At 42.4% G+C, this 26,023-nt stretch carries 23 protein-coding genes; 9 read left to right on the top strand and 14 right to left on the bottom strand.

The features are described from left to right. From J7K40_10145 to J7K40_10120, 6 genes are all read right to left on the bottom strand, one after another. Positions 1 to 864, bottom strand: an 864-nt coding sequence (locus J7K40_10145) for a site-specific DNA-methyltransferase (protein MCD6162758.1), incomplete at its 3' end; no start/stop codon positions are given. Continuing rightward, the gene (locus J7K40_10140) at positions 857 to 1,216 is read right to left on the bottom strand and encodes a hypothetical protein (protein ID MCD6162757.1); all 360 of its coding nucleotides are present in this window, start codon (positions 1,214 to 1,216) and stop codon (positions 857 to 859) included. The genes J7K40_10145 and J7K40_10140, both read right to left, overlap by 8 nt. Positions 1,217 to 1,464: 248 nt before the next feature. Next, positions 1,465 to 1,680, bottom strand: coding sequence for a hypothetical protein (locus J7K40_10135; GenBank protein MCD6162756.1), 216 nt, complete (start codon positions 1,678 to 1,680; stop codon positions 1,465 to 1,467). 312 nt (positions 1,681 to 1,992) lie between these two features. Beyond that, positions 1,993 to 3,438: a sigma-54-dependent Fis family transcriptional regulator gene (locus J7K40_10130; GenBank protein ID MCD6162755.1), complete on the bottom strand. Its 1,446-nt coding sequence runs from the start codon at positions 3,436 to 3,438 to the stop codon at positions 1,993 to 1,995. A 590-nt stretch (positions 3,439 to 4,028) separates the two neighbouring features. Continuing rightward, on the bottom strand, positions 4,029 to 6,827 hold the full coding sequence (locus tag J7K40_10125) for a 3'-5' exoribonuclease (protein MCD6162754.1): 2,799 nt from the start codon (positions 6,825 to 6,827) through the stop codon (positions 4,029 to 4,031). Between the two features lie 199 nt (positions 6,828 to 7,026). After that, positions 7,027 to 7,701 carry a hypothetical protein gene (locus J7K40_10120; GenBank protein MCD6162753.1) on the bottom strand — a complete coding sequence of 225 codons (675 nt, stop codon included), beginning with the start codon at positions 7,699 to 7,701 and terminating at the stop codon, positions 7,027 to 7,029. 140 nt (positions 7,702 to 7,841) lie between these two features. Here J7K40_10120 and J7K40_10115 point away from each other — a divergent pair, with 140 nt between their 5' ends. After that, positions 7,842 to 8,072, top strand: coding sequence for a hypothetical protein (locus J7K40_10115; protein MCD6162752.1), 231 nt, complete (start codon positions 7,842 to 7,844; stop codon positions 8,070 to 8,072). A 459-nt stretch (positions 8,073 to 8,531) separates the two neighbouring features. Here J7K40_10115 and J7K40_10110 read toward each other — a convergent pair whose 3' ends face one another. The 4 genes from J7K40_10110 to J7K40_10095 form a co-directional block, all read right to left on the bottom strand. Beyond that, the gene (locus J7K40_10110) at positions 8,532 to 9,851 is read right to left on the bottom strand and encodes a terminase family protein (GenBank protein MCD6162751.1); all 1,320 of its coding nucleotides are present in this window, start codon (positions 9,849 to 9,851) and stop codon (positions 8,532 to 8,534) included. Positions 9,852 to 10,491: 640 nt separating this feature from the next. After that, positions 10,492 to 11,334, bottom strand: coding sequence for a T9SS type A sorting domain-containing protein (locus J7K40_10105; protein MCD6162750.1), 843 nt, complete (start codon positions 11,332 to 11,334; stop codon positions 10,492 to 10,494). 308 nt (positions 11,335 to 11,642) lie between these two features. Beyond that, positions 11,643 to 12,200, bottom strand: a complete 558-nt coding sequence (locus J7K40_10100; GenBank protein ID MCD6162749.1) for a hypothetical protein — start codon at positions 12,198 to 12,200, stop codon at positions 11,643 to 11,645. Further along, positions 12,200 to 13,447: a hypothetical protein gene (locus J7K40_10095; GenBank protein ID MCD6162748.1), complete on the bottom strand. Its 1,248-nt coding sequence runs from the start codon at positions 13,445 to 13,447 to the stop codon at positions 12,200 to 12,202. The genes J7K40_10100 and J7K40_10095 overlap by 1 nt, the downstream gene beginning before the upstream one ends. A gap of 580 nt (positions 13,448 to 14,027) precedes the next feature. Between J7K40_10095 and J7K40_10090 the strand changes: the two genes are divergently transcribed. The 4 genes from J7K40_10090 to J7K40_10075 all read left to right on the top strand — a co-directional run bounded on the left by J7K40_10090 (position 14,028) and on the right by J7K40_10075 (position 18,196). Then, positions 14,028 to 14,453 (top strand): bacteriohemerythrin, encoded by a 426-nt coding sequence (locus J7K40_10090; GenBank protein ID MCD6162747.1) that lies wholly within the window; start codon positions 14,028 to 14,030, stop codon positions 14,451 to 14,453. Positions 14,454 to 14,855: 402 nt separating this feature from the next. Next, positions 14,856 to 16,382: a tetratricopeptide repeat protein gene (locus J7K40_10085; GenBank protein ID MCD6162746.1), complete on the top strand. Its 1,527-nt coding sequence runs from the start codon at positions 14,856 to 14,858 to the stop codon at positions 16,380 to 16,382. Positions 16,383 to 16,614: 232 nt separating this feature from the next. After that, entirely contained in the window at positions 16,615 to 17,733 is a 1,119-nt protein-coding gene (locus J7K40_10080) for a PQQ-binding-like beta-propeller repeat protein (protein ID MCD6162745.1), read from the top strand. A gap of 196 nt (positions 17,734 to 17,929) precedes the next feature. Further along, complete coding sequence (locus J7K40_10075) at positions 17,930 to 18,196, top strand: hypothetical protein (protein ID MCD6162744.1); 267 nt, start codon at positions 17,930 to 17,932, stop codon at positions 18,194 to 18,196. A 190-nt stretch (positions 18,197 to 18,386) separates the two neighbouring features. Here the strand turns inward: J7K40_10075 and J7K40_10070 are convergent, their stop codons facing one another. The 3 genes from J7K40_10070 to J7K40_10060 are packed head-to-tail and all read right to left on the bottom strand — an operon-like array spanning position 18,387 to position 21,357. Beyond that, on the bottom strand, positions 18,387 to 18,593 hold the full coding sequence (locus tag J7K40_10070; protein MCD6162743.1) for a hypothetical protein: 207 nt from the start codon (positions 18,591 to 18,593) through the stop codon (positions 18,387 to 18,389). Between the two features lie 3 nt (positions 18,594 to 18,596). After that, positions 18,597 to 21,161: a DEAD/DEAH box helicase gene (locus tag J7K40_10065; protein ID MCD6162742.1), complete on the bottom strand. Its 2,565-nt coding sequence runs from the start codon at positions 21,159 to 21,161 to the stop codon at positions 18,597 to 18,599. Position 21,162: 1 nt separating this feature from the next. Then, positions 21,163 to 21,357, bottom strand: coding sequence for a hypothetical protein (locus J7K40_10060; GenBank protein ID MCD6162741.1), 195 nt, complete (start codon positions 21,355 to 21,357; stop codon positions 21,163 to 21,165). A 140-nt stretch (positions 21,358 to 21,497) separates the two neighbouring features. On the opposite strand from J7K40_10060, the gene J7K40_10055 reads away from it, so the two are divergent. Further along, a complete protein-coding gene (locus J7K40_10055) occupies positions 21,498 to 21,698 on the top strand; it encodes a helix-turn-helix transcriptional regulator (GenBank protein ID MCD6162740.1) in 201 nt (66 codons plus the stop codon). 81 nt (positions 21,699 to 21,779) lie between these two features. Then, a complete protein-coding gene (locus J7K40_10050; GenBank protein ID MCD6162739.1) occupies positions 21,780 to 22,466 on the top strand; it encodes a heavy-metal-associated domain-containing protein in 687 nt (228 codons plus the stop codon). A gap of 596 nt (positions 22,467 to 23,062) precedes the next feature. Here the strand turns inward: J7K40_10050 and J7K40_10045 are convergent. Continuing rightward, entirely contained in the window at positions 23,063 to 23,665 is a 603-nt protein-coding gene (locus J7K40_10045) for a DUF4145 domain-containing protein (protein ID MCD6162738.1), read from the bottom strand. A gap of 217 nt (positions 23,666 to 23,882) precedes the next feature. Between J7K40_10045 and manB the strand changes: the two genes are divergently transcribed. Both manB and J7K40_10035 read left to right on the top strand, forming a co-directional pair. Beyond that, positions 23,883 to 25,223: a phosphomannomutase/phosphoglucomutase gene (manB, locus tag J7K40_10040; protein MCD6162737.1), complete on the top strand. Its 1,341-nt coding sequence runs from the start codon at positions 23,883 to 23,885 to the stop codon at positions 25,221 to 25,223. Between the two features lie 2 nt (positions 25,224 to 25,225). Then, positions 25,226 to 25,987 carry a response regulator gene (locus tag J7K40_10035; protein MCD6162736.1) on the top strand — a complete coding sequence of 254 codons (762 nt, stop codon included), beginning with the start codon at positions 25,226 to 25,228 and terminating at the stop codon, positions 25,985 to 25,987. The last annotated feature ends 36 nt before the right edge of the window (positions 25,988 to 26,023 follow it).

Raw genomic sequence — 26,023 nt, 5'->3', positions numbered from 1 at the left:
GGGTTTAGTTTTTGGTTTGGAGTAGTTTGTTGGTTTAGGTATTGGGCGGGCTAATAAATCGTGTGTAGTATGATTATTCTTATTATTCTTTTGCATTTGAAGTTTATACTCTGATGGTATATTGCCATTATTTTCTAGTCTTTTCATTATCATATCATAATAGACTTTATCAATTTCAGCAGATACATAGTTTCTATGCAGCCTTTTAGTAAGAATTATTTCACTGCCGGAACCGCCAAAGTGAATAAGAACCAAATCATTCATTTTTGTTGAAGCTAATATTAATTTTTCTACTAGCCCTAAAGGGATTTGACAAGAATGAATAGTTTTATCTTTTGAAACGTTTTTAACTAAATCAAAATATAACCAAGAGTACGGCATTCTACCTTGAGAACCGTTAGCAATATTTTTTAATATCCTTTTATCATTAGGATTCTTATAAGGCTCGGCAACTTGGTTTTTAAACCATTTGTTTTTATTGGATTTTCTACAATGCAATATGCTTCTATGAGCGCGAGTAAATTTACTTGGGGAATGACCAACATTCGTATTATAAATCCAAACATATTCGTTAACATCATAACAAACTTTATCAAGATAGTTAATCCACAAATATGAATTCTGTCGAGGATAATTAATAAAAAACATGTTGCCATCATTTTTTAATACTCTAAAAGATTCTTTAGCAAGTTCAATATACCATTTAATGTATTCATTAAAATTCTTTGTATAAGTATTATCATTATATTTAATACCAACATTATAATCAGGGTCGCTGTATATCATATCAATATGATTATCCGGCATTTTCTTTAATAATTTCATTATATCATCATTGATAACTTTATTAATAAAACTACTCATTAAACCCCCTCCTTGTAAGTCGAAATTCTCTTTTTTTTAGCAATATAATGGTCGTAATATCTGAAGGATTGCTAAAATAATATTTATATAGCCTTAAATATGAGCCATTGTCTCTTTTTTGCCTTACTAAATAGCAAGCGTTGATTTCTTGAATATCAATTTTGTTGTCTTCTTTTAAATCATAATAATATCTATAGGGGTTATATAACTGATAAACATTAAAATCAGTTAACCATGTCTCTGAATTTTTTGTATTCTTGCCTTCAAAAACAGTAACTTTATTATTATATTCCATTGTCAAGTCAATTTCAATTTGCAGATTACTAAAATGTGCATAAGCTTTACCAATCATGTAATTAAAAGAGATTCCTCGTTTTCTTTCGCTGTTATAAATTTTAGGATTCGATACGATATCTAAGTATAAAAAATCATGTATAATCCGATGATTATAGCATAGCGATAAGACACTGCTTTCCGAAACAGAATAATCATTTAGTATGCTTGGACGATAAACCCAATTCACTATTTCATCTTCATTAATATCTTCAAATTTATGAAAAACTTTATCGATACCTTTTATAAATTGATGTTTGCCATCCCCTAAATGAGCAATAAAATAATCTTTTTTCGCAAAATTTCAGGGAATCTTGAAGTATCATCAAGTTTAGTCATATCATATGGATTAGTTTTAGAACCGGATTTTTTGATAATATCTTTTACTAATTCGTTATCAAAGATATAACTTCTTTTAGCCTTACAATGTTTGAATATCTTGGTAATTATTTCGTTTTTCGTTATTTTTATCGCTTTTCCCATTTATTATCTCCAATTGATTTTATATATTATAATAGATAGCTTATTAGCTTTTCAAGAATAAAATGACAAATTAAAAAGTGAGCGTTTTAAAACAGGTATAGGCGTCGGAGTAAATTTGCGCACCCGTCAAGACCACGAGGGTCTTGGCCTGCTAATACTGCTTGGCGGTAAGAAGGCGTATATTGTGCCTGGCAGACGTCCTCGTCTGCTGCTAATCAACTAAGGGGTCCGCCTTAGACGGATGCCGCCCACATAATAATAAAGCTATATGTTTTTATATTCAATTATCAAACACAGATTTAAACGCCGCCGCTAATACAACCCGTACTTGGCAATCCTGTCGCGGAGGGTATTGCGGGAAATGCCCAACAACTCGGACGCCTTAACCTGATTGGATTTGGTGTATTTCAGAGCCGCTGAAATCAGCGATTTCTCTAAGGCGGAATTCAAGTGATGATATATATGGTCGGCGGAGATGCCAACTATCTTGTCGAAATTCTTGTCGATAATATCAGTGAACATACGGCAATAGTCATCCTCGATTTTCGACATGTCAAGCTCGATATGCTCCTTCTCGCCGCACAGCACCGGGAAATGCTCCGGCAGTAAAATATCCCCCTTAGACATGACAACCGCCGAATGGATATTGTTCTCAAGCTCCCTGACATTGCCGGGCCAGGTGTAATGCATCAAGCCGTTTAAAGCATCCTTGTCAATACTAAGATTTACCTTGCCGGTTTGCGAGGCATACCGTTGGATGAAATAATCGGCCAGCAAAGGAATGTCGGCGCGCCGTTCCCGCAATGGCGGCAGATATAAAGATACTACCTTAAGACGGTAATAAAGGTCAACTCTGAATTTGTCTTCCTTAATCATATTCACCAGCGATTTATTAGTTGCGGCAATAATGCGGACATCCACCTTAATGGTTGAATCGCCGCCCACTCTTTCGAATTCCTGCTGCTGCAAAACCCTTAAGACCTTACTCTGAGTTAGAAGCGACATGTCAGCGATTTCATCGAGGAAAATAGTGCCGGCACTGCACTGCTCAAACTTGCCCAGCTTGCGGGTATAGGCGCCGGTGAATGAGCCTTTCTCATGACCGAACAGCTCGGATTCCAAAAGCCCCTCCGGCAAGGCGGCGCAATTAACCGACAGGAACGGTTTGTCAACTCGCAGGGAATTTTGATATATCGAGCGGGCGACAAGTTCTTTGCCGGTGCCGGACTCGCCTAAGATTAATACCGAGGCATCGGTGGCGGCAATCTGACCTATTACTTTAGCGATTTCCATCATTTCGGGAGTATTGCCGATAATAGTTCCCTCAACCGGTTTCGGAGCAACGCTGAAAGTTGCCAAGCCGCGAATCGGAGGCGCTTTTTTTACAATACGGTTAATCATTCCCAGCAGGCGGTCGAGATTAAAGGGCTTGGTGATAAATTCATGCGCCCCCAGCTTCATCGCCTCTATAGCAGCATCGGTGGATGCATGCCCGGTCATTATCAAAACCGGCAGGCTGGATTTCTGCTCCTTAATCTGCTTGAGCACATCCATACCCGAAAAATCAGGCAGGTTGATGTCCAGCATCACTAAATCATAATCATCTGAAATAACTTTCGCGAGAGCTTCATCGCCGGAAACGGCTGTATCGACAACATAACTGAAATCCATGAAACATTCTTTCAGAGTGGCAATGATATCTTTATCATCATCAACTAAAAGGATTCTTGCTTTGGCAATGCTTGTTTGAGTTGTCATTTATCTTAAACCATCAACTTAAGGAATTGTATTTTTGTTGGTGCACGAGGACGTACACCAACCACGAATTGTTTTTGTTGGTGCACGAGGACGTACACCAACCACGAATTGTCTTTATTGGTGCACGAGGACGTACACCAACCACATAAGTTTTGCCAGCGCACACGGACGTTTCTTGAGACGAAAACGCACACCAATCACAGAAAATTTTATTAAAATACAATACTCATCTTATATAAAAATACTCTATCATATCTATCGGCAATAATGAAAATGCTTAAAGGGTTTTTTATTGGCGCACGAGGACGTACGCCAACCACGGAGACGCGTAGGGGCGTATTGCAATACGCCCCTACGTGCAAATCTTGATTAATGAACCGTATTTTCTTAGCCCGCATTATTCACAAAAGATAAAAGAGAGTCATAGCTCCGCCTATGGCGGACGCCTTAGGCGGACTCGCAATAACAAATTAGCATACTGTTGCATTGCTCTATAGAGTTTATGAATAATGCGGGATAGGCGGAGCAATGACTCTCCTATATTTTTTATAAATATTGCCGGTTAGGAGAAACAGGGTTTGAACAGGCAGTTATTCATCGAAATGCTGCTTGACTCCATCTATTAGAGATTCGAGATTGCGGCAGTATTGTAATTGTGGTTTTACCGAGGCTGAGAAATAGCGGCCGTATTTTTTACCGCTTAAGCGCGAATCAAGCATCACAACACAGCCGCGGTCGGATTTTTTACGGATTAACCGTCCAAAACCCTGCCTGAATTTTATCACCGCCTCCGGCAGGGAGAATTCGATGAATGAGTTGCCGCCATCAGCCTCTATTTTGTCGAGGTTGGCTTTTATCCAGGGACGGTCGGGCACTGCGAACGGCAGTTTGACTATTATCAACAGTTCCAGTTCAGCGCCCGGCAGGTCAACGCCCTCCCAGAAACTGTCGGTACCGAAAATTATTCCTTTCGATGATTGGCGATAGCGCGACAATAATTGAAACGGGCTTAAGCTGTTATCCTGAACAAACAACTCGAAACCCTGACTGAGCAGTTTCTGCCCAACATTCGATACGACTGAAGTAATACTTTTATATGAGGTGAATAAAACCATGCCCTTAACCCGGACTGCATTGAAAAGCTCGCCGATTACAGCCGCTGTACTCTTATTGAATTCGGGAGAATTTGGCACAGGCATAAAACCAGCCTCGAAAAACCCGATGTTTTTATCAAGATCGAAAGGGCTGCCTAAGGCAAGTTCGCAAGTGCGTTCCGATGATGACAGGTCGAGGCCAAGCCGCCTTTTTAGAAATGAAAAATTTGAAGCTGCCGATAAAGTCGCCGAGGATAAAATGAGCGTTTTGAGATGGTCATATAGCTGTTCATCGAGAAGCTTGCCAACCTCAATAGGAGCGCTGATTAATTTTATTTCTCTTCTCTTCCAAAGATCAATCCAGTACACGTAATCATTATTTTCCGGGTAAACGAGAAATTCATAAGAGCTTCGCAGTTCGGTTAAATCTTGAGCTAAAGACCGGCACCTTACAACAAGCTGATTTTTATCATCAAGCGAATCGGCAAAATCAAGCTCATCCGATAAATCAATAAGCGTTGACTCGAGCTTTAATAGAGAAAGGCGGCCTGTCTCGATTTTATCTTTATCAATATATTTTGTTAAATCGTAATAGCGAATTTCTTTCGATTCGTTGTTTCTTCCCCGCTGCTTTAATATTGAGGCTGCAAGCTTATCGAAAAAATCAGTCAGGCTGTTTCGCGCAATAGCCATTGATTTCTGAACTTTGCTAATCAGGGAATTAATTTTGCGGCTGTCTGCCTCCGCCAGCTTTGAGACATTCAATTTTGCCAGCATGATAAAACCTGTTTCGGTCGGCCGGTTCATATATATCTGATTGAAAAACATGTTGAACAGATAAGGATTAATCTCCGGTCCCAGATATGATGCCGCTACTTTTTCGAGGTTGTGCGCTTCATCCATAATCGCATGACCGGTAGCCCTGACCAATTCGCCGCCGGAGGCAAAATCGGCGAAGAACAGGTGATGGTTAATAATTCTTAGATGAGCGGTAAGAGCCTCATTTCTAACCCTGATAAGAAAACATCTCTTGTAATAGCGGCACATCCTGCCAAGACAGAAATTTCCCTCGCAGGATATTCTTGTCCACAGGTATCTATTGCGCCCCGGATTGAAGCCGCCGCATTCGGCGATATCGCCGGTTTTGGTAGTTTCAGCCCAGACAACTAACGGTAAAAGAGCATGACGCTGGTCAGCATCAAAAGAACTAATGGCTTCTCTTAGAAGCTCATAGTATTTAAACAGACACAGGTAATTGCCTCTCCCTTTCAGCAGGACAGCTTTGAAATCGAATCTAAGCGCTTCTTTCACAAGCGGAATATCCTTATTGAAAAGCTGGTCTTGAAGGTTTTTAGTCTGAGTAGAGATAATAACGCCTTCGCTATTAAGGTAAGACCACATCAAAGCGGATACAAGATAGGCTAACGATTTGCCGATACCGGTTGGCGCCTCGGCTAAGAATAGCTCCGAGCGGTTAAAAGCGCCGGCAACCTGCGCCGCCATCTCCAACTGCTGAGGACGTTCCTCGTAATCATCCAAAACCTCGCGCAGACGGTTATCGAATATCTCATTAATCCGGTCTGTTTCTATAGGAAAATAATCATCCATCGGCTCAATCGAATTTGAACCGATAACATTATCGCCATAATCATATTCATAATCGACCGGGGAAGGTAAATTATCCGTCATCCCTTCAATCGATGACAGCACTATTCCTCTGCCGGTTTCGCCAAATAAAAGACCGGCGATGAAATTCGTGATATTGGCAGGCAATTTCCTGGTTGCCGCAAGCTCATACAGATATACTATGGCAGTTGCCTCGGCATCAGCTAAGGCGCGATGAGCATCTTTGTTGTCGATGCTTATAAATTTTGTTAATGAGGCTAAACTAAAGCTTTTCAAACCCGGCCATACTAAACGGGCAAGAACTGCGGTATCGATAAAATAAGTATCAATTACACTAAGATATTTTAGTGATATATATCTTTTCAGAAATGAAATATCGAACTTGATATTCTGACCGACGATGAGAGGAGCATCATCAAGAAACTTTTCGAACTCGGCAATTGCATCCTCGATTGGCGGAGCGTTTTTCACCATGTCATTATCGATACCTGTTAACGAGATTATATTATCAGGAATTGAGATTTTGGGATTGACCAGCATAGAGAAGGAATCGGCCTTAACGCCTTTTACATATCTGACCGCGCCTATTTCCGTAATCCGGTCTATCTCCGAGTCAAGACCTGTTGTTTCGAGATCTACGCTGATGAATGTATCGAGGCTGCAGCTCACGTTGAGTTCCTTAGTTTATGTTGTCAAGAAATGGTCGTCCTGTTATCAAGCGGCTCTTGGCAACCAGATTAAAATAACAGCGGCATATGCTATTTCGCTTAGGGGCGCATTGCAATCGCTCCTACGCACGTTGCTTCCATAAATTTACATGCTTCTCTGCCTGAGGGCGAATGCAATTCGTCCCTACGTTTTTTTATCATCAACTTCTGGCGCCATAGAAATTAACAAGCTTACGGGCAAGATAACCTGCGGCTTGCTCCAGGGCTGTCTTGCTTAGTTTTTTAAGCTGACTATTTATTTTCCTTTTGGCAGCCGGTTTCTCGCTTTCGGTTAGCACGCTTATGTTAAATTCGCTGATATCATCCAAGGCAAAATCTATCGCTGAAAAATTGAGATTTAAAGTGATAAGAATATCATACTTATCCGGTTCCCGAATTTCTTTATCATTATCAAAACGATCTTCTATATGAGGCAAAAACTCGAAGTTTGCAGTAATATCTTTTAGATGAAGCAAGCCCCTCAAATTTAGCGATTTGATGTATGTATCGGTTGGCTGCTCGCCAAGCATTAAGGCATAAGCAAAAACCGCCTGCGAGGCTGACAAGACCGCCTGACTTGCGCCATCGCCGATGTGAATATCTTTGTGAATACAGCACGGCTGGGATAGGTCCGGCTTACATATCAGGTTCAGGTTATCATAGGGGATATAAATGCCGAGCGAATCCCCAATTTTACTCAATGCCATTTCTGGCCAGGCGAATTCAGGCTGAGGAGCTATATAGCGAGGCGCGCAACTGGTAAACGCGAGCAGGATTGCCATCGACAAAAGTGTTCTCCATAATCGACGCCGGGATATTGAAAATATTTTTTTCATAGGTGATTGATAAGCTAATTAATTTTGATAGTCAATCATAAAAAATGCTTTAGGAACGAAAGAAACAGCAGGGGTTAGAGATTACTGTCCGACCCGCTTCTCCTGCCCTTCTCACTGTAAAGCATTATACAGCAATTATTATGTATAATATATACGATTATCTCGATGCCGGCAATCATCAAGCGGTTTGGAAGGCGGATGATTTTGTCTTAGGCGTCTATTCCTATCGCATAGATGCAGGCGATATTGTCGAAACCAAGAAGATGCAATTGTTGAAACAGGCAAGGTTTGTTGGCGCACGGGGACGTACGCCAATCGCGAAAGGTTTTATTAGCGCATGGGTATGTCTATCTGGTTTATGCCAACCTTAAACAACCGCTAATAATCTCTACTTTTTACGATTATTACCATTATAAAAATTGCGTCGATTTACGTAAAGCATTGCGCAAATTTATGCATATTGAAAATGTTTATACCTCTCAACATAATTGTATTTTGTTGATAGATAAGAAATTATGGTTATATTTTAAAGTCATTTTCTGCGGCACGAGTATTGCAATAGTAAATAATCGCATAGGTGTTACTTTATAAATAGATAAGTTGCTTGCAAACGCACTTTAATGGAGATGGTTTCATATCATCATCCGAGGGCCAGTCTTTCCTCTCCCTCCTTGGGGCTGGTCCTTTTTTTATTGGGGACTATCGATAAGCCTGTTTGTTTATAATGGGGATTATTGTTGCCGGACGTCCTCATCTGCCAACTTGTGCGCGAGGACATCCACCAGTCATAATTAATATACACTACCATAAGCAGGGCACCCTATTGACACCTAAAACCCGCCGACTGCCGGAATCGCGGGTATGACAAGCCTGTTTCTCGAATCCGCCGCCCAGATTGCCAACGCCAATGCGCAGACACCATCCCCGGCATTTTCATAGCCGACATCCAAAGCGCGAAGTTCATCAAGTAAACTCCACATTGAACCATCCGGCTGTTGGATGCTGTACTCGGGCAGAGCTATCTCGCCGGAGAAAAACGACCGTTCGAGATTAGCCATTAGCTTCTCGCGGTTGCCGCCGGCAAAATTGAAGCCCTCAGCCTTGATATCATCAAGCTCGGATAAGACAACATCGCCGATACCGGTTGAGTCTATTAGCACTCGTCCGCCATATATGCCGAATAACGTCTTTATCCGGCCGATTATCTCCGGCCAGTCGCGCTGGTAGCGTTCGACATGCACAAGCTGATACGGCTTGGCGGTAATATCAAGCACAATCCCGACCGTATATGTCAGCTTGCGGGCTAAGTCCCAGCCATGCGCGTAATGCCGTCCCGATTCCGGCGCGGCTAATCCGACAGCATCACGATTTGCTTTCTGCAAAATCGCCTCCGGTATAAGCCGCCCCTCGAATGACGAGAACTGCCCCATCAGATGCTGAGCGGCGCGGTCGGGAGTCATGCTTTGCTTCAAGTAATTGAGTGATTCTATTGAAAGGAAAGGGTTTTCATAAGAACTGCCGTGATGCACATACCCGCGGTTGTCTTTGTTAATCAATTTACAGCGATGGTAAAACCAGTTGTAGCCATTCGGAGTCGAGCTGTAATCGAGCATACCGGCGCGGTCGGCAAGACGCATCTTGAGCGCGCCCTCGACTACCGCCTCTGCCTGCGGCTCATAGGCGGCTTCATCAAAATTGACATAGTCGTAATCATTGCCGAGAAGGTGCTCTCCCCTATTTGCGCTGGTGCGGGCGGTAAGCTCGGTGCCATTGCGAAACAGGATAGTCGAATAGGGTGTCGCTTTGATTTTTTTCACCAGCGTTTTGATTTTCTTATTGCGCTCAAGCAGGGCTAATATTTTGGCGAAGATAATCTGCGCCTGGTCGAGCGTGATGCTGACATTGAGAGCGCGATAATGATTCGGCTTGTCGTATTTTATCTGCCGCAATTGGAATATCGAGCGATGGATAAGTTTCACCGCCTGAATCTCCGACTTGCCCCAGCGGTTGCCGGTAACGAGGGCATTCTCGAAGCCGGTCGAGTTTCTCAGCCAGTCTTGCTGGCCGTGATGCGGCTCGAATTCGAGATATTCGCGGGCGAAAAACACCGGGTCATGCAGGGCTTTCCGCCAGGGGGTTGTTTTGTTCATATATAAATTTTGTTTCGTTGGTTGATTTTTCACATAGGGGCGTTCGCCTCAGGCGAACATCCTGAGACATATCAAAATATGTTGGTGCACGGGGACGTACACCAACCACAATATATTATGTTTTAGGGTGATATACACCGCCGCGCGTAGGGGCGTATTGCATACGCCCTATGGGCTATGCTGATGATATAATATAAGGCAGTGTCTAATTAATTGAATCTCTTTATAATTTCCTTTAAATAGTTCTGTAGGTCGGGTTCCGACCGGAGGGAGAAACCCGACACTTTGCCTTTGCTCAAATCCTATACCATATTTTTTGTTATCATAATATACATCTCACTACTGACAAAACCTGTCAGTAAATATCAAACATTTGAAAAATATATCTTTTTAAGCATATCCCTTTCTACTTGCTCAAATATAATATAGCCAACAATAAATATCAACAATTTAAATAACTGAGATATAACAAAAGAGGGCGTATGCAATACGCCCCTACGCGATGTATTATAACTTGCCTGCGTCGTCAGGAACCCTTTCCTGACGACATTGGTGTCGCCTTAATAGAAGGCAGAAAATCCGCCGCCGCGGACTGCATTCGCTTTACGGGCGTATGCAATATGCCCCTACGCGATGGCTGCTATTTCAACAGCACAACTTTCTTTACGCTGGAATTATCATCAATACTCAAGCGGCAGAAATATACGCCGGATGGATGCTCATTAGCATTCCAGTTAATTTGATAACTTCCGGCAGGCTGTATTGTGCTGGCAAGAGTTTCAACTTTTTTACCGAGGATATCATATACCTCTACAGAAATATTGCTTGTTTTTGCTAAACTGTAATTAATAGATGCAAAAGCATTAAATGGATTAGGGTAAATATTGAAATCGAAATCCAACGGAACAACTTCTGCTTCATTGATGCTTGTTATGCCCAGCAGCTCAAGGTAGGGATTAAAATCAGGCGCTTCTTTTGAATATATTTTACTGAGCCGGGTGCCCGATTCGCCCTCAATAACAAAGCCGCGATTTTCCATGTTGCCGTCAAGCCAAAATTGAATTATATCGGTGAGATAAATATTATTCCAACCCATTATGTTAAATGTATATCTGCACCAGGAATTATTATCATGGCTGATATAGGTATCTTCAGGCCAGGTATCTTCATCCCATTCTTCGGTTACCTCGTAGAAATTGGCAACAGTATTACCTTGACCGCACCCATAAAAACGATACAGATGAAGTATAGCATCATCAATTTGTTCGCCCATATAGGGAGAGATATCGAACTTCATCAAAATCTGGTTAACATGAGGTTCAACCGGTTCGTTGGCCACTATTAGTTCATCAGGTGAATGAGGCACAGTGGTTAGAGTATCAATATACATATCATCAGTTGGCTGCAATTCAATAGCCTTGAGGTTGTTGCCGATAAATAAACATCCAATCACAACCGTCAAAAACAATAGCTTACCTTTCATTTTTCTCCTCCAAAGTTAGAATTTAATACCTACATATTATAATATATACAAATATATAATTATAGCAATAACAATCCTAATTTAATAACTTTAATCAGCGAATGGTTTCGCGCGTCGTCAGTCCGCCGATGCGGATTTCCTGAAAACATAGGCACCCCATATATAGAAGGCGGGAAAGGGTTCCCGCCTTCTCATTTAATTTTTATGGTTGGCGAACGTCCCCGTCTGCCAACTGGTGCATGAGGACGTACACCAACCACAAGGGCAAATCTGCCCGAGCCGGACGCCCTGACGCGATATAAATATCATCAGCCATCCGATGCCAACTCCTGCCGCCTTATCTCATTGAGCAAATCCATCAGCAAACGCTCGGCATCCCCGCCGCCTGATAGTTTCTGCTTTATCTCAATCGCCTTGAAACCATGCTCAAGCTTGAGTGTGAATCCCCCCGCGTTTAATTCATCAAATACGCGAGCGATTATTTCATTTAGGAGCTGTTCATCCTGGCACGGTGTCGGGTTGGATACAGAAACATCTCCATCTCCTTGATAATGAGGTGTCGGGTTTTTCCCTCCGGTCAGAACCCGACCTACATTTTGTTCAGTCGCCGGTTGGATTCGCAATTTGCAAGGTGAATTTGGCTTGTCGCATGAAGAGGGCGTCCGCCCGAGGCGGACGCCCCTACGCGCAGTTTTTTTCCGCTTCTTCTTTGTGGCTTCATCAATATGTTTATCAAAATGCTCATCAAGCTGTTTTATATCTATTGCCAGTCCCCGTTTGTTCGCCCATTTAACCAGCCTGTCAGGCATCCAGTTGATTTTGCGGTTTACATCCTCAAGCAGCGGACTCGCGCAGATTTCGCACATCAGATAATGCCCGGCTCGATTTTGCCAAGGCGGTCGCGGGCTTCCTGCTTGTCCAGCAAACCGGTTTTATACTGGGATATGATGCTTTCAATCATGAAGCTTTCAGCCTTGAATCGTTCGAGCGAACCGAATACGCGGCGGTTGTCGAATAGTATCTCAACATCACCGGGAAGACCGCGTAAAGCCATCTCCAACCCGACAAGCCAGCGGAGAAATCCCTTAGCCTTTTCCTGCACCGAGATAATCTGACGCATCATCAACTCGAACTTGAAACGCGCCCATGTCTGAGTGGTGCCGAACGAAAAGCCAAGCATAAACGGGTCGAGATGCACGCCGGCGCAGATATCCTCGACCAACGCCCGATGGTACAGATACCAACTCGAGGCGCCGCCTGTCCCGGATGGTCCCACGCTGCTAATGTTGACATCATCCCAGGTAACCGCCGAATCGGACGGTCTGAGGTTTTTCATCATATCAACCGTGCTGTCGAAATAGCTGTTGGCGCGTTCGATATAAGAGCTTTCGCTTTCGCCAGCCAATCTTTCGGGACGATTAAGCTGCACCTGAATGCGCTGATAACCCGAACGTTCGAGGTTCTGCGACATATCGTTAATAAGTTTCTGTTCGAGATGCGAAATAAAGCCGATTGTCGAAAGCATGCTCACTCCGCGCGGGTCGTGAAGAGTAGAATCCAAACCGGTGAAATAGAACGAACCCGGCTCGACTTTCACTCGCCGGTCATCGCACTCACAGTATATCTGCCAACTATCGTTCTCCTGCTCGAATGACAGCATACGGTTGTCCGAGGGAATAAACTCGGAAATGCTTTTGCCCTGATGGTCGAGGATTATCTCGCCGCCAAAACAGCCATCCATAAAAAGCGAGCGAAAAAACATGTTTATAATAGTCTCGATGCCGCCCGATTTCTGGTAGGCGTAGGGCGACAATACCCGGTCGAGGCCGGCTATCATTGCCTGGCCGGATGATTCCGACAGACTGCTGAATTTGAACTCAACCGGCGCTGCGCATAAACGGGTCCAGAGCCAGATTGCGCCGTTTAATATCGGAATGTTTTCGGCTAAGAATCGATAGAGGCTCAGCCTGTCCTGACGGGTATAGCCATTAGCGGTTGGCAGTCTTAGCTCGAAGTTTTTAATGCGGGTGTTGGCTGATGGTGGTTTCGCGCGATTTGCGACGAGGTTTTGTTTGGATTTACGCAGCAGTTCCTTGAGTTTTTGTTTAAACATAGCGGCTCCTGTGGGTTTGGTTATGGGCATAATATGCCTATAGCTTAGGTTATGCGTCAGGATGGAAGGAACGACATCCTGACGCCCGGGTAATTTTTAAAATGCAATTTCCTCATGCACCAGCTTTGTTGACAGACGAAAACGTCCGCCAAACACAAAAATATGCCCATAGCTTAATGATACGTTCTCTATATATAACCGGTTTGGGGAATGTTAATGCAGTTTGTACATGTTTTTGGGCGTTGAAGTCAGAATTAGCTTCTGACAGCACAAGGAATTTAATTGATCATGTTTTAGCCGTAGGGGCGTATTGCAATACGCCCCTACGCGCAGGTTATGCGTCAGGATGGAAGGAACGACATCCTGACGCCCAGGTATAGTATCCCACCCCCGCTTGAGGCGGGGGATGGGGCACCTAATTTAGGTTATGCGTCAGGATGGAAGAAACGACATCCTGACGCCGGGTAATTTTTAAAATACAATTTCTATTAAGATTACACTGCCTATTAGCCGAAAATATATAATACAAATACTCCGGCATATTTTTGTCATGGAGTTGATATAAGCAAGATAGGAACTTATGCATATAAAATTAGCTGACGAATTATTAACTGGCAATAAAATCATAGATGAACAACACAAAGAGCTGTTCAAGAGAATAGATTTAGCTTTTCAGGCGACTAAACAAGGAAAAGGCGCTCAAAAAACAAATGAGGCGTTGACATTTTTAGAGTTTTACATGTTCGAACATTTTCACAATGAAGAAAAACTGCAGTTTGATTATGCCTTCCCTGAATTTGAAGCGCATAAGAAACAACACGATACCTTTAAAAAAGAATATTACAAATTAAAGGAAAAGATAAATAAAGAAACCGATGATTATTCATTGGTGATTCAACTTCTCGATTTAATAGTCGATTGGTTTTCACGGCATATCAAGAGGATGGATAAAAACGTAAGCGCCCATATTATCAAAACCAATAAAATTGAACAGCAAGCTCAATAGATGCAAATGCTATCGTTTCGGCAATAGGGCATTTTTGTTTATCCGGACGAGCCTGGTTATTACAGGCTGTAAAGTAGTCTTTCTATAACAACCTGATAAAGTAATAATAAATGTAAAATTATCAGGAGTTTCCCCGAAAATTCCGGTAAAATCTTTATAGTATAGTATGTTTCATAGGGTTAACATTTTCAATAAGTGGAAATCATAGTTTTTGAAAAAACGGGGAAACTCCTGTAAAATTATCTCTTTTCAGCCGATTAAAATTATAGTATGATTATTAATTAGTTTAAACTATAGGGAGCAGCAGACCGACAGCCTAAGAAATAACTGTCGGATACGGCGATACTATGGCATAAGAACGCAAGGGTTTAAATTAATGGACCCTAACCAATGGATGGAAATATGAGAAAAATATTATTCACAGTAGTTTTATCAGCAAGCCTGTTAAGCTTATTATTGACCTGCAGTAAAAAATCCGATATGACGATTCGTTATGAGATGGAGAAAAAGCTCGACGAAATCGAACATCTTAAATCTCAAATGTCAATAAAAGGCCAGCAATTATCCGACAGCAACTTGAATAGCCTTGTTAAGGAGTATGAGAGCGTGGCGAAAATGACGTCTCTTCCCGGCAATGCCGCCGACACATTAACTGCCAATGAAGAGCTTAAAAAATCATGGCATCTGACACTGGCGGCATATACCAATATTGGCATATTGTACAGGTTTGTAAAGGATTATGACAAAGCCTATGAGTATTTCAAGATTGTTGCTAAAAGCTGCGCAAGCAGCCCGATTGAAAGAATGGCATCGATTTTTAATATGGCAAAATGCCGCGAGCAAACCAGAAAATATGTCGAAGCCTCAGCCTTGTATGATACGCTTGCCATTTTGTATATGCCAAATGCAAAACCTCTTAATCCCAATATGGATGCTTTAGATGCTCCTATCAGGTCGGCTGAAATGTGGCAAAAGATTGGTGATATAAACAAATACAATGAAAAGCTCGAACAAGGCAGAAATTACTTCATCTCATTCAGGGATAAATTCACCGGTACGCCATTAGAAAATATTATTCTTGGTAAAATCGCAGCAACCTATTTGCATCAGAAAAAATATTCGCAGGCAATCGAAATCATGCAATCAGCAAAAGCCGTCGGAGACTCATTAGGCAACAACGCAGGCCAGACACCGCCGCATCTGCTTATGATGATTGCCGATGTTTATATGAAAAACATGAAGCAATTCAAGAATGCCGAAAAAACATATCGCAAATTTATAAAAATATATCCCCAGCATGATAAGCTTGCCTCCGCATATCTCGGATTGGGATTGAGTTTATATCAGCAGGGGAAATATGCTAAAGCGCGAAAGGTTTTTAGAAATATAGAAGACATGCCTAAAGCGACAGCGAAAACAGCGGCAGAGGCATACTATGCCATCGCTTTATGTTATGAAAAGGAAGGATACTGGGAAAAAGCTATCGGTCAGTTTAATGTGGTGCAGGCGGCATTCCCCGGCTCGGATAAAGCGTTTGAGGCGGGGCTGTATATGGCAAGTTATTACAAAAACAAAGGTGAAAAGAAGTTGGCCAATAAAACATTCAATGAAACCGAGCTGTATATAAAAAGATATGCTAATTCCGAAACAAACACGCCTATGCAAATAGCGAGAGCGATGGGTTATCTTGTGAAATGCTATACGGAAAGGGAAGATTTTAACAAGGCCATCGAGACGCTGACGCAGGTCTATAACAAATATCCTCAATTGCCCGAGGGCAAACTGGCGCCATTGAGAATAGCTGATCTCTATGAGAGCATATTAAAAGAACCCAACAAAGCGGCGCAATGGCTGAAAATATTTTTAGAGGCTAATCCTGATGATGAAAAGTATATGCAGATTATGGCGCATATAAAAAAGTTGGAGTAGCTGTCGGGTTTGGGAATACGGCTCTGCTGCAAACGCGTAGGGACGTCCGCCTCAGGCGGATACACTCTTTGGCTGCCAAGCGATGCTTGGCAGCTAAAACAAAGCTGCTGCTTTGTTAACAACCCGAGAGTATATTCGAAACATCCATACTGATAGCAAATCGATGATGATATTACAGCGTGAGAAGCAATTTTAGATGCCAACAAGATATAAACAGAGGTGCGAAAATAAAATGATAAAAAAATGCAGCCTGATAATTTTCATGATATTGCCGCTTGTCATATTCTCATGCGTCGATAAGCGGGAGCAAGCTAAAACCAATTGGCAAATTTTTAAAGGCGATAATCAGCGTACGGCGGTTTCGCCAGACCCAGGACCCGGAAAAATTCCTGATATGTCATGGCTGTGTAATTTGCAAACAAGGATAACATCATCGCCGGTTATCTATGACAGCATGCTTTATTGCGGCACCGATACCGGGCTTATAGCGATAAATATATATGAAGAACAGACTCGCTGGTTTTTCAAAACTGCCAAGAAAGTCTTTTCAACGCCCGCCGTAGACAGCAATACAGTCTATTTCGGTTCATGGGATAAAAATTTTTACGCCCTCGATAGAAACACCAAAGCGGTCAATTGGGTATTCGCCGATTCGGGAGCGTTTTCAAGTTCGCCGTTGGTTGATGACAGTCTGGTTTATATTGGCAACTACAGCGGTTATGTTTATGCGCTTGGCAAATATGACGGCAAGGTTGTCTGGAGTTTCAAAACCGATTATTGGGTCGTTAGCTCACCGGCGGTTTATCGGGAAAAGCTTTTTATCGGCAGTTCTGATACTTATCTATATTGTTTGGATAGATATGACGGCAAGCTGATATGGAAATTTAAAACCAATAAAGATATAGTCTCAACGCCTGTAATTAATGTTAATAACAACTTAGTCTATATCGGCAGTCATGACCATAGCATGTATGGCGTTGATATAGCTACCGGCGATGAGGTCTGGCATTTCGAGACTGGCGATATAGTATATTCATCCCCTGCTTTATTCAATAACAAAATATATTTCGGCTCGCTTGATTCGGTGTTGTATTGCCTTGATGCCGCAACTGGCGATGAGAAATGGAATTTTGGCACCTACGGCGAGATATACAGCAGTCCGGCGATAGCCTCAGGTATAGTCTATTTCCTGTCTTATGACAACGACTTGTATGCTGTTAATGCCAACAGCGGCGCTATGGAATACAACATTTTCAACCATGAAATATCGAATTGCTCACCGGCTGTATATGGCGATATGTTAATTTACGGGGACTTATCAGGGATAATATATAAATTGGCGGGACATTAGACAAATTTCAAAGCCAACCAGTTCAAACAGGCGTGCCAACCGGAATAGTGCTGCGATAGGAATATTGTTGTTTCGTCTTGCATCAGGTTTCAATCACCGTACCATCGTCTACCGATAAAATTCCACAAAGAATCAGTGTTTGATTTTATCATCCGATATATGGATAGTATATATAGTAATATAAAAAGGAGGAAATATGTTATTATGGTGTATTGCCTTATTCGTGTTGGGAGTATTTGCGTTACTGGATTCCATATTTATTCATGCAGAAGTTTACCATGTTATCACTTCTACTCTAATCATATTCATATCATTATGGTTTTTTATAAAATTCAGAAAATTGGGAAGTTTCAAGTTTATCCAAGAAACTAAAAGACAGAGCGCCGAACCTGAAAACCGGATGACTCAAACCAGCGAACCACCTGCGCAAAAGAAGAAAGAGCCTGAAAAGGTATATCAGTAAACCTGTTGGCAGCAGGCAGCCCACATAACAGGTCATTTCCAATCCCGCCTCAGGCGAACCATGAACCGATATAACACGAATAGTCAAAACCACAAGTTCGCCTCAGGCGGATTGACCTACTGATACATAGCTGTGCTGTCGGAAGTTACTTCCGACAGCTTTGGCATTCATTAGGTTACTATTTGTAAGCTTACTCTTCAATATAAGGATAAAAAGTCATCTCATCTGATAATTGAAGATTATCAACCAACCAAAAACGTATTTGCTCTCTTATATCAGCAATAATTTCAATATCCCATTCGATTTCATTGCCTGACATATTAAGTTTTTGCAGTAATTCAAAAATTGAATTATCAACAAAATCCTGTCGTTTAATCTGTTGTTCGGTGAGCATCATAATTTAAACCTTTTCTAATCTGCTTATCTTCTCCATCATCAACCGATACCGTCCGCCGCCATCGCCCTCTATGACTATACCCGTAATGCCTTTCAATGCTTTCTTCAGCTTGTAGATATACTTTACCTGGTTGACTCCGGCATCCAGGAAGTTTTTGTCGAGCCAACCCTCCGGATTATCAGCGTTATACAGCTTGTGGAAATATGAATACAATCGCGGCTGAAGGCTGACCATACTGCCGTTAATCGTCAGCTCATAGCGGGAACCGTTTTTCTTTACTGCAAGCGGCTGTTTTTCAGTCGCTGCTGTAATATCATCAGGCTTATCATTTGCCGGCATCATCTTTGAACATCTCTTAAACAAACTATCAGCCACTCGATAAGGCAGCAGCGTCGATATAATATCGAAACCGGAGTTGACTACATCGGAAGGAACAGCTATGCCGGCATTGTTTAGCCTTAATATAAAGTCGCGTTCGAGCAATGATATTTTCAGACGGGCAAATATCAGGCTTTCGGAAGGCAAGCCATGATACAAACACTCTGCATAATTAAGCAGGTTCTTCTTCTTATTTTGAATTAAGCCGCAGCCTTCGCCGATATCCGCTGTCGCCCTCATTATGTTGGCATACTGTTCGCCGATATTTTTTATCCGCCCCCAGCCGGCATTATATTTCATCTCTATCTCGATTGTCGGCGCCGGCGCGATAATCTCCGTTAATAGGAGAAATGTTTGTATCATGCCGGGACTTATCGAGCTGTCGGGATTTTCAAGATATTTTGCCAGCAAGCCAACAGGCGTTTCATCGTAATCGGCAAGCGTTTTGTTTATAATGTCACAGTATGCTGTCGGGTTCGGGGACCCGACAGCACATTGAAATGATGCTCCGACAGTACGTTGAAGTTTATACATTCGCGGGATAGTTGTGAAAAAGAACAGCCAGCTAAGCAAATTGTCCTCATAGCTGTATTTACTAAACTGTTCATGAATCAAAGCGGCTGAATTTAAATCGATATTATAACCGGCAGCTACTCTGCCAAGATTTGTACAGCATAAACGACAGCCCTTATATTTGATAAAGTTATATTTATTTAGAAGTTCATAGACTGCATTAACGGCTAAACTGCCGAAACTTTCTCTATAGCCGCGCAAGCAATTGCTTAGATAATATTTCGTGTCGTTGTCATCTTTAACAAGTCCGCAGGATATCCATTTCAATAGCAGGCTGGCGAGTTTTTCGGTATCGAACGGTTCGACAACCGGCGCGGACATGCCGTAAATATAGGAATCCCAGAGCAGTTCTTTGCGGGTTTCGTCATCGGCAATAATTATCGCCCGACCGAAATCTTTTTCCAATCCCAACCGTCCCGCCCGGCCTGATATCTGATTATAATCATACATCATAAGCGGCTTTAAAACCGCCTCGCCATTGAAACCATCGTAATACTTAACCGCCTCTATAAAAACATTTCGCGAGGGCAAATTAACGCCCAATGCCAAAGTTGAGGTTGAGACAATCGCCCGAATTTCCCCCGACTGGAAACCATCCTCTAAGAGTCTTCTGTAAGGTAAACTCAAATCGGCATTGTGAAAGCAAACACCGTTTTTTAGACATTCCATCAGAATATTTTTCTGGCAGGTGTCGGGCATATCATCAAAACGCTCTATAATCGACTCGGCCGGCGGCAGGCGGAGCATATCAGCTAAGCCTTCGGCTAATCTCTGACAAGCATTTCGAGTGGAGACGAATATCAGCACCTGCTCGTTTTTGTCGGTCAGATATTTTATGCCATGATATAACTCGGGCGTTATACTCGCTCCATCCGGTATGATATTATTATCTTCATTTGCAGAGGTGAAATATTCGGTTCCCTCATGGCAGTCGTTGCAGCGTTTAAAAGAAAATTTACCGTTGAATAGTATTCCGCGGTGAAGTTCTACCGGCCGGCTGGTAGATTTTAACAACGGAATACCAAGCCATTTCGAAAAAAGTTCGCACTCATTAAGCCCCCCGATTAAACCGATAATTTGTATTTTCGAGGAGTGATGCCTGATTTTGGATATTGCCGACTCATAAGCCTGGCCGCGGTCGGATGTCGCTACAAGCTGGAACTCATCAAGTATGACAGTCCCGGCTATCTCAAGGCAGGCAAGATTGGCAGCTGTAAGAGAATCGAATATCTCATAAACGACAATCGCCAGATCATAATCACCTTTTATGAACCGCCGCCGATTTTCCGGGTAATCGGATGATACAATAATAATTTTAAAGCCTGCCCGCCGATAGCGCTTTTTAAACTTATGATATTTTTCAGAGGCAAGTGCTTTCATGGGCGTTAGGAATAAAGCTTTGCGGTTATTGGCAGCCGCCCTTACTGCCGCCAACTCGCCGCATAAAGTTTTGCCCGATGATGTCGGCCCGCTTATCAATAAGCTCTCATCCTTTAAAAGGCCAAATGATTTAATAGCCTCCATCTGCAATGGCAAAAGGTATTCCAACCCATCATTGCGCCAACATTCGATAATCCGTCGGGGAAAACCATAGCGAATTAAATCATCGATTCGCATGCTAAGCGCAAAGGCTCCAGCCGCAGCTGATGCAGGTTAAACATCCGCCGGATGAAACCATATAGCCGAAACAATCCGGGCAAAAGACACGATTACATTCGGAGCAGATATAAAACCTGCCGTTATACTCCAACTGTCCGCCGCATCGGCATTTCTTTTTTGGGACTAAAAGGTCGTATTGAATTGGGGAGTTCATAGTTCCTCCAAAGTTAAAAGTTGATTGTTGAATTCTGTTATCCGCACATCAATATACTGAACACTTGTGCCCCTGTCAAGTTATTTCGGCAAAAACTTCTTGACATGAAGGTATTTTAGTATATTTTAGGCGCTATGAAAATTAAAAACAAAATTAGGGAAATGCGCCTTAAAAAAGGACTATCACAGGCAGAAGTTGCTGAGATAATTAGAGTTAGCCGCCAAACAATTATCTCGATAGAGAAAGGGGTATGCGTACCCTCAACCCTTTTGGCGTTAAGGCTATCAAAACTGTTTGGTAAAACAGTTAACGAATTATTCTCACTTCCCGGCAAGAAGTAGAATACTGGAGGAAAATTGAAGAAGGCTGTAGTGTTTTTCGTCTTAGCGCTGGCTTTATTATGTTTTGCCGCTGAGGAAAAGATGGTTATTTCTATTGAGGGAATGTCCTGCGGTGGATGTATCGGCAAGATTACGAGCGCCCTCAACAAAATTGATGGGGTTAAGTCGGTTGAGGTTACTCTTGAGCCGGGTGCGGCTATTGTAGTTTACGAATCCGATAAGGCTAACGATGATGTTCTGCTTAAGGCGGTGGCTGATTTAGGCTATAAAGCATCCTGCGGCGACAAGGTTGTTGGCAAGGCGACTCATTGTAAAAGTCATGGCAAAAAGGAAATTGCCGAACATACCTCCGATTCACATAATTATGTGCAGAACAAAGACCATAAGGAAGGCTCTCATCATAAGGGCGACACGCATCTTACGAAGTCTAATGGTGCTGTTCATGTATGCCCTACTGTGAAATGCAAAGAGATGAAAGAGTTTCACGAGGCAATGCATCCGATACATACGGCGATTGAGGCTAATGATTATAAGGCGGCGCGTTTGGGATACCCCGAATTGTCTAAGAAGGCTAAAATTGTTGAGCATATGAATCGTGATAGCAAATGCAGGGGCGACAAGGAAGCCTGCAAGGTTTTGAGCACTCGTTTGGTAGAGTGCGTAAAGAAGCTGGGCGATGCTTGCAAGGATGATGATAATAGCCAGCTGGCTGAGGCATTTGAACAAGTTCATGATGCGTATGCAGCATTTGGGAAAGTTTGCAAATAGACAGCTTCTATTGAAATAAATTTGACTTTAGAAAGCGGGTTGTTTAGCCCGCTTTTTTTATTGAGTGAAATTATTTACTTTTTATGTTGTATCGGCGAGGTTGTCGGGGTCTCTCCCTTTAGCTGAAACCCGACCTGATGACTATCGGCAGTTACTTCCGACAGAAGTAGGTCAAACACAGCAACACAATATAAAGAGTGACAGCATAATAAGCATTCCAAATAGACAGGTCTCGGAAAGACCTGCCCTATTTTACTCAGTAGGTCAAGTCCACTTGGGACTTGACTATTTGTCGCATTGGTCTTGCCCTGAGTAGTCAAGCCTCAAATAGGCTTGACTTGCTGGACTGTGTCTTAAAGTAAGAGGGCGTATGCAATACGCCCCTACGCAATGATGTATATCAAATTAGATTTATTGCTAAAAAGCCAACTTCAAAATCTGGGTTAAAAGTCCCCCGCCAGTGGCGGGGGATTTAGGGTTGGTGTTATATGTGTCTGGTGTACGTCCTCATGCACCAACATTTTATTATTCCCCTCTTGAGAGGGGACAGGGGTGTATTCTTAACGCTTTATGTTCAAAATAATTCAAAATTCCCCCTACTTGCCCGCCGCATTCCTGTTTATATATTTCGCATATCGGTTATTCAACACATAAATGTAATCGCAGATTGAATTAGTAAAATCCAGCAGGTACTGAGCATCCGCGCGGGATATCTTTTGTTCGGTGGTATGAGCGCCTATCTTGCGTTGGTTATTCAGCGACTCGCCCCATTCAAACATCCGGCTGTCGATTATTTTGCTGTCGAGTAAGCCCTTTAAACCATCGGACATAGCCTTGGTTTTGGGTTTATTATCAAGACATATTCCCTCAAGCACACGACTGCACATCGAGGCGCAAGCGATATAGGCTTTCGAATGGAAACATTTCATCGCTTCCTTAAGCGAACTTCTAACCGCCTCCGGCAAAGAATCATCAATATGCTCGTCGGTATCGGGCCAGAGTCTTTTAGTGGCCGCCCATTCATGCTTACCGGGCTTAATCTCCAACAGTTTCTGGCTGACAACTATCGCATTTTTACAAATCGGGCATTTTGTCAGCACCACTCTCGATTCGACAAAGAAATCGGGGTCCATCGTTTTATGCTCGGCTATTTCAATCGCCTCAACTTTCGCCTCACAGTGTGAACATTCTATTATCATTTTAATTCCTCCCAGTATCAATCAATCATGACGCATAATCATATGCTGCTTTCTATCGGTATTCTTATAATCGGAGAAAGCTTTTGTCAATAGAAAATATGCTGGCAGATTCCTTCAAATTTTTCATTTCTTACATTTAAAAAAATACTGACGATACTATATTATGTCTTGACATTTTTTACTTTCATCACATATAAAATGGTTGGGAGAAAATAATATGCAATTTGACCGGACAATCTTTAAGGCTTATGATATCAGAGGTATATATCCCAAGCAGGTAAATACGGAAATATATAAAGCTTTGGGAATAGCCGCAGGAAACGTGCTTAATTGTAAATCCTGCGTAGTGGGAAGAGATATGCGCAGTTCATCAATTGAGTTGGCGCAGGCATTTACCGATGGCATGCGTTCAACCGGCTCTGATGTTACGGATGTCGGCCTTGTTTCAACGGATGCTTTGTATTTTGCGGTCGGTAAATATGGATATGATTGCGGAGCTATGATTACAGCCTCGCATAATCCCTCAGAATACAACGGCCTTAAGATGTGCAAAGCCAAGGCTGAACCATTGTCCTCGGAGACCGATCTTAAAGATATTCGCAGCCTTTTAGAGACTGACGGTTTTAAAACATCCGCTAAACAAGGTTCTCTAAATAGCAAGGATATAATTTCGGATTTTATCAGCCATGTATTATCCTTTATCGATATTTCTGCTGTAAAACCGTTTAAAATCGTCATTGATGCCGGTAATGGTATGGCCGGCTTAATTGTGCCCGAGCTCTTTAAAAAGCTTCCCTGTGAACTGATACCGATGTATTTCGAGCTTGACGGCAGTTTCCCGAACCATCCTGCCAGCCCAATCGAACCGGAGAACATCGCCGCTCTTTGCCGGAAAATTCTCGATGAAAAAGCCGATTTCGGAGCGGCTTTCGATGGTGATGCCGACCGGATGTTTTTAGTCGATGAAAATGCCAAACCGCTCGGCGGCGACATGGTTACGGCGTTAGTCTCCCGCTCAATACTTCAAAAGGAAAAAGGCTCAAATATTATCTACAACCTTATTTGCTCGAAGGCTGTACCGGAAGTTATTGGAAAAGGCGGCGGCAATGCAATACGCACCCGTGTCGGACATGCTTTTATTAAGACATTGATGAAAAAAAACAACGCCATTTTCGGCGGCGAGCATTCAGGCCATTTCTATTTTAGGGATAATTGGTTTGCCGATTCCGGGCTTATAGCTTTTGCTGTATGTCTCGAGCTTTTAAGCAAAGAGCAATTGAAATTATCCGAGTTGACAGCCTCGTTTGACCACTATTACCGCAGCGGTGAGATTAATTCTCGGGTTGACGATATTCCAGCCAAACTGAAAGAGCTTGTTAATGAATTCAGCGATGCCAAAATTGACTATCTCGATGGCGTTACTATTGATTGCGGCAATTACTGGTTTAACATCAGACCATCAAACACAGAACCCTTATTGAGACTTAATCTCGAAGCCGATACCGAACAATTAATGAAAGAAAACACCGAGAACATTCTGAAAATAATCAGGAAATAAGCTTGACTGAAGAATTTACACCAATTACAGTGCTTGTTGTCGATGATGAGAAAATTATCCGCGAATTGCTGGGTGATACTCTCGAGGCATTGGGTTTTAAAACCATAACCGCTGATTGTTATAAGCAAGCTGTCGAATACCTGGAGAATAAAAATATCGATATTGTTGTATCGGATATAGTCCTGCCGGATAAATCAGGAAGCGAACTGATTAAATATATAAAAAATAAATATCCCCGAATTCCAGTTCTGGCTATCTCCGGCAAAGATGTTTCTGTTGAATCGATATACAAAGCCGGCGCGGATGGTTTTATAGCTAAACCATTCAGGATAAGTATAGTTGAGGATATGATTAAAAAAGCCCTGATAAAATACGACATTAATAACGTTAAACCTATCGCCAAAGGAAAAAATATCCTTGTAGTTGATGACGAACCTTCTATCGTAAGCACATTAATCGACTCGCTGGATATTCTTGGCTATCAAGCTGAGGGTGCCGCTGATGGCCAGGATGGGTTAGAGTTATTAGCAGCTGGTAAGTTCGATTTAGTTATAACGGATATTAAGATGCCCGTTAAAAACGGCATCGATTTTATGCATGAGATAAAGAGTAAATATCCCGACCTGCCGGTGGTAATCATCACAGGCTACCCGCTGGCTTACCCGCCTAAAATAGCATCAACCGAGGGGGCTGACGGTTATATCGCCAAACCTTTCAGGATTAATCAAATCGAAAAGATTCTCATTAAACTGCTGTATAATTAATCCCGAATTTTGCAGCCCTGCCCGCCGGCAGGCAGG

This window comes from Candidatus Zixiibacteriota bacterium (assembly GCA_021159005.1).
Taxonomy (GTDB): Bacteria; Zixibacteria; MSB-5A5; order UBA10806; family 4484-95; genus JAGGSN01.
This window is presented reverse-complemented; position numbering and strand designations above follow the sequence as displayed.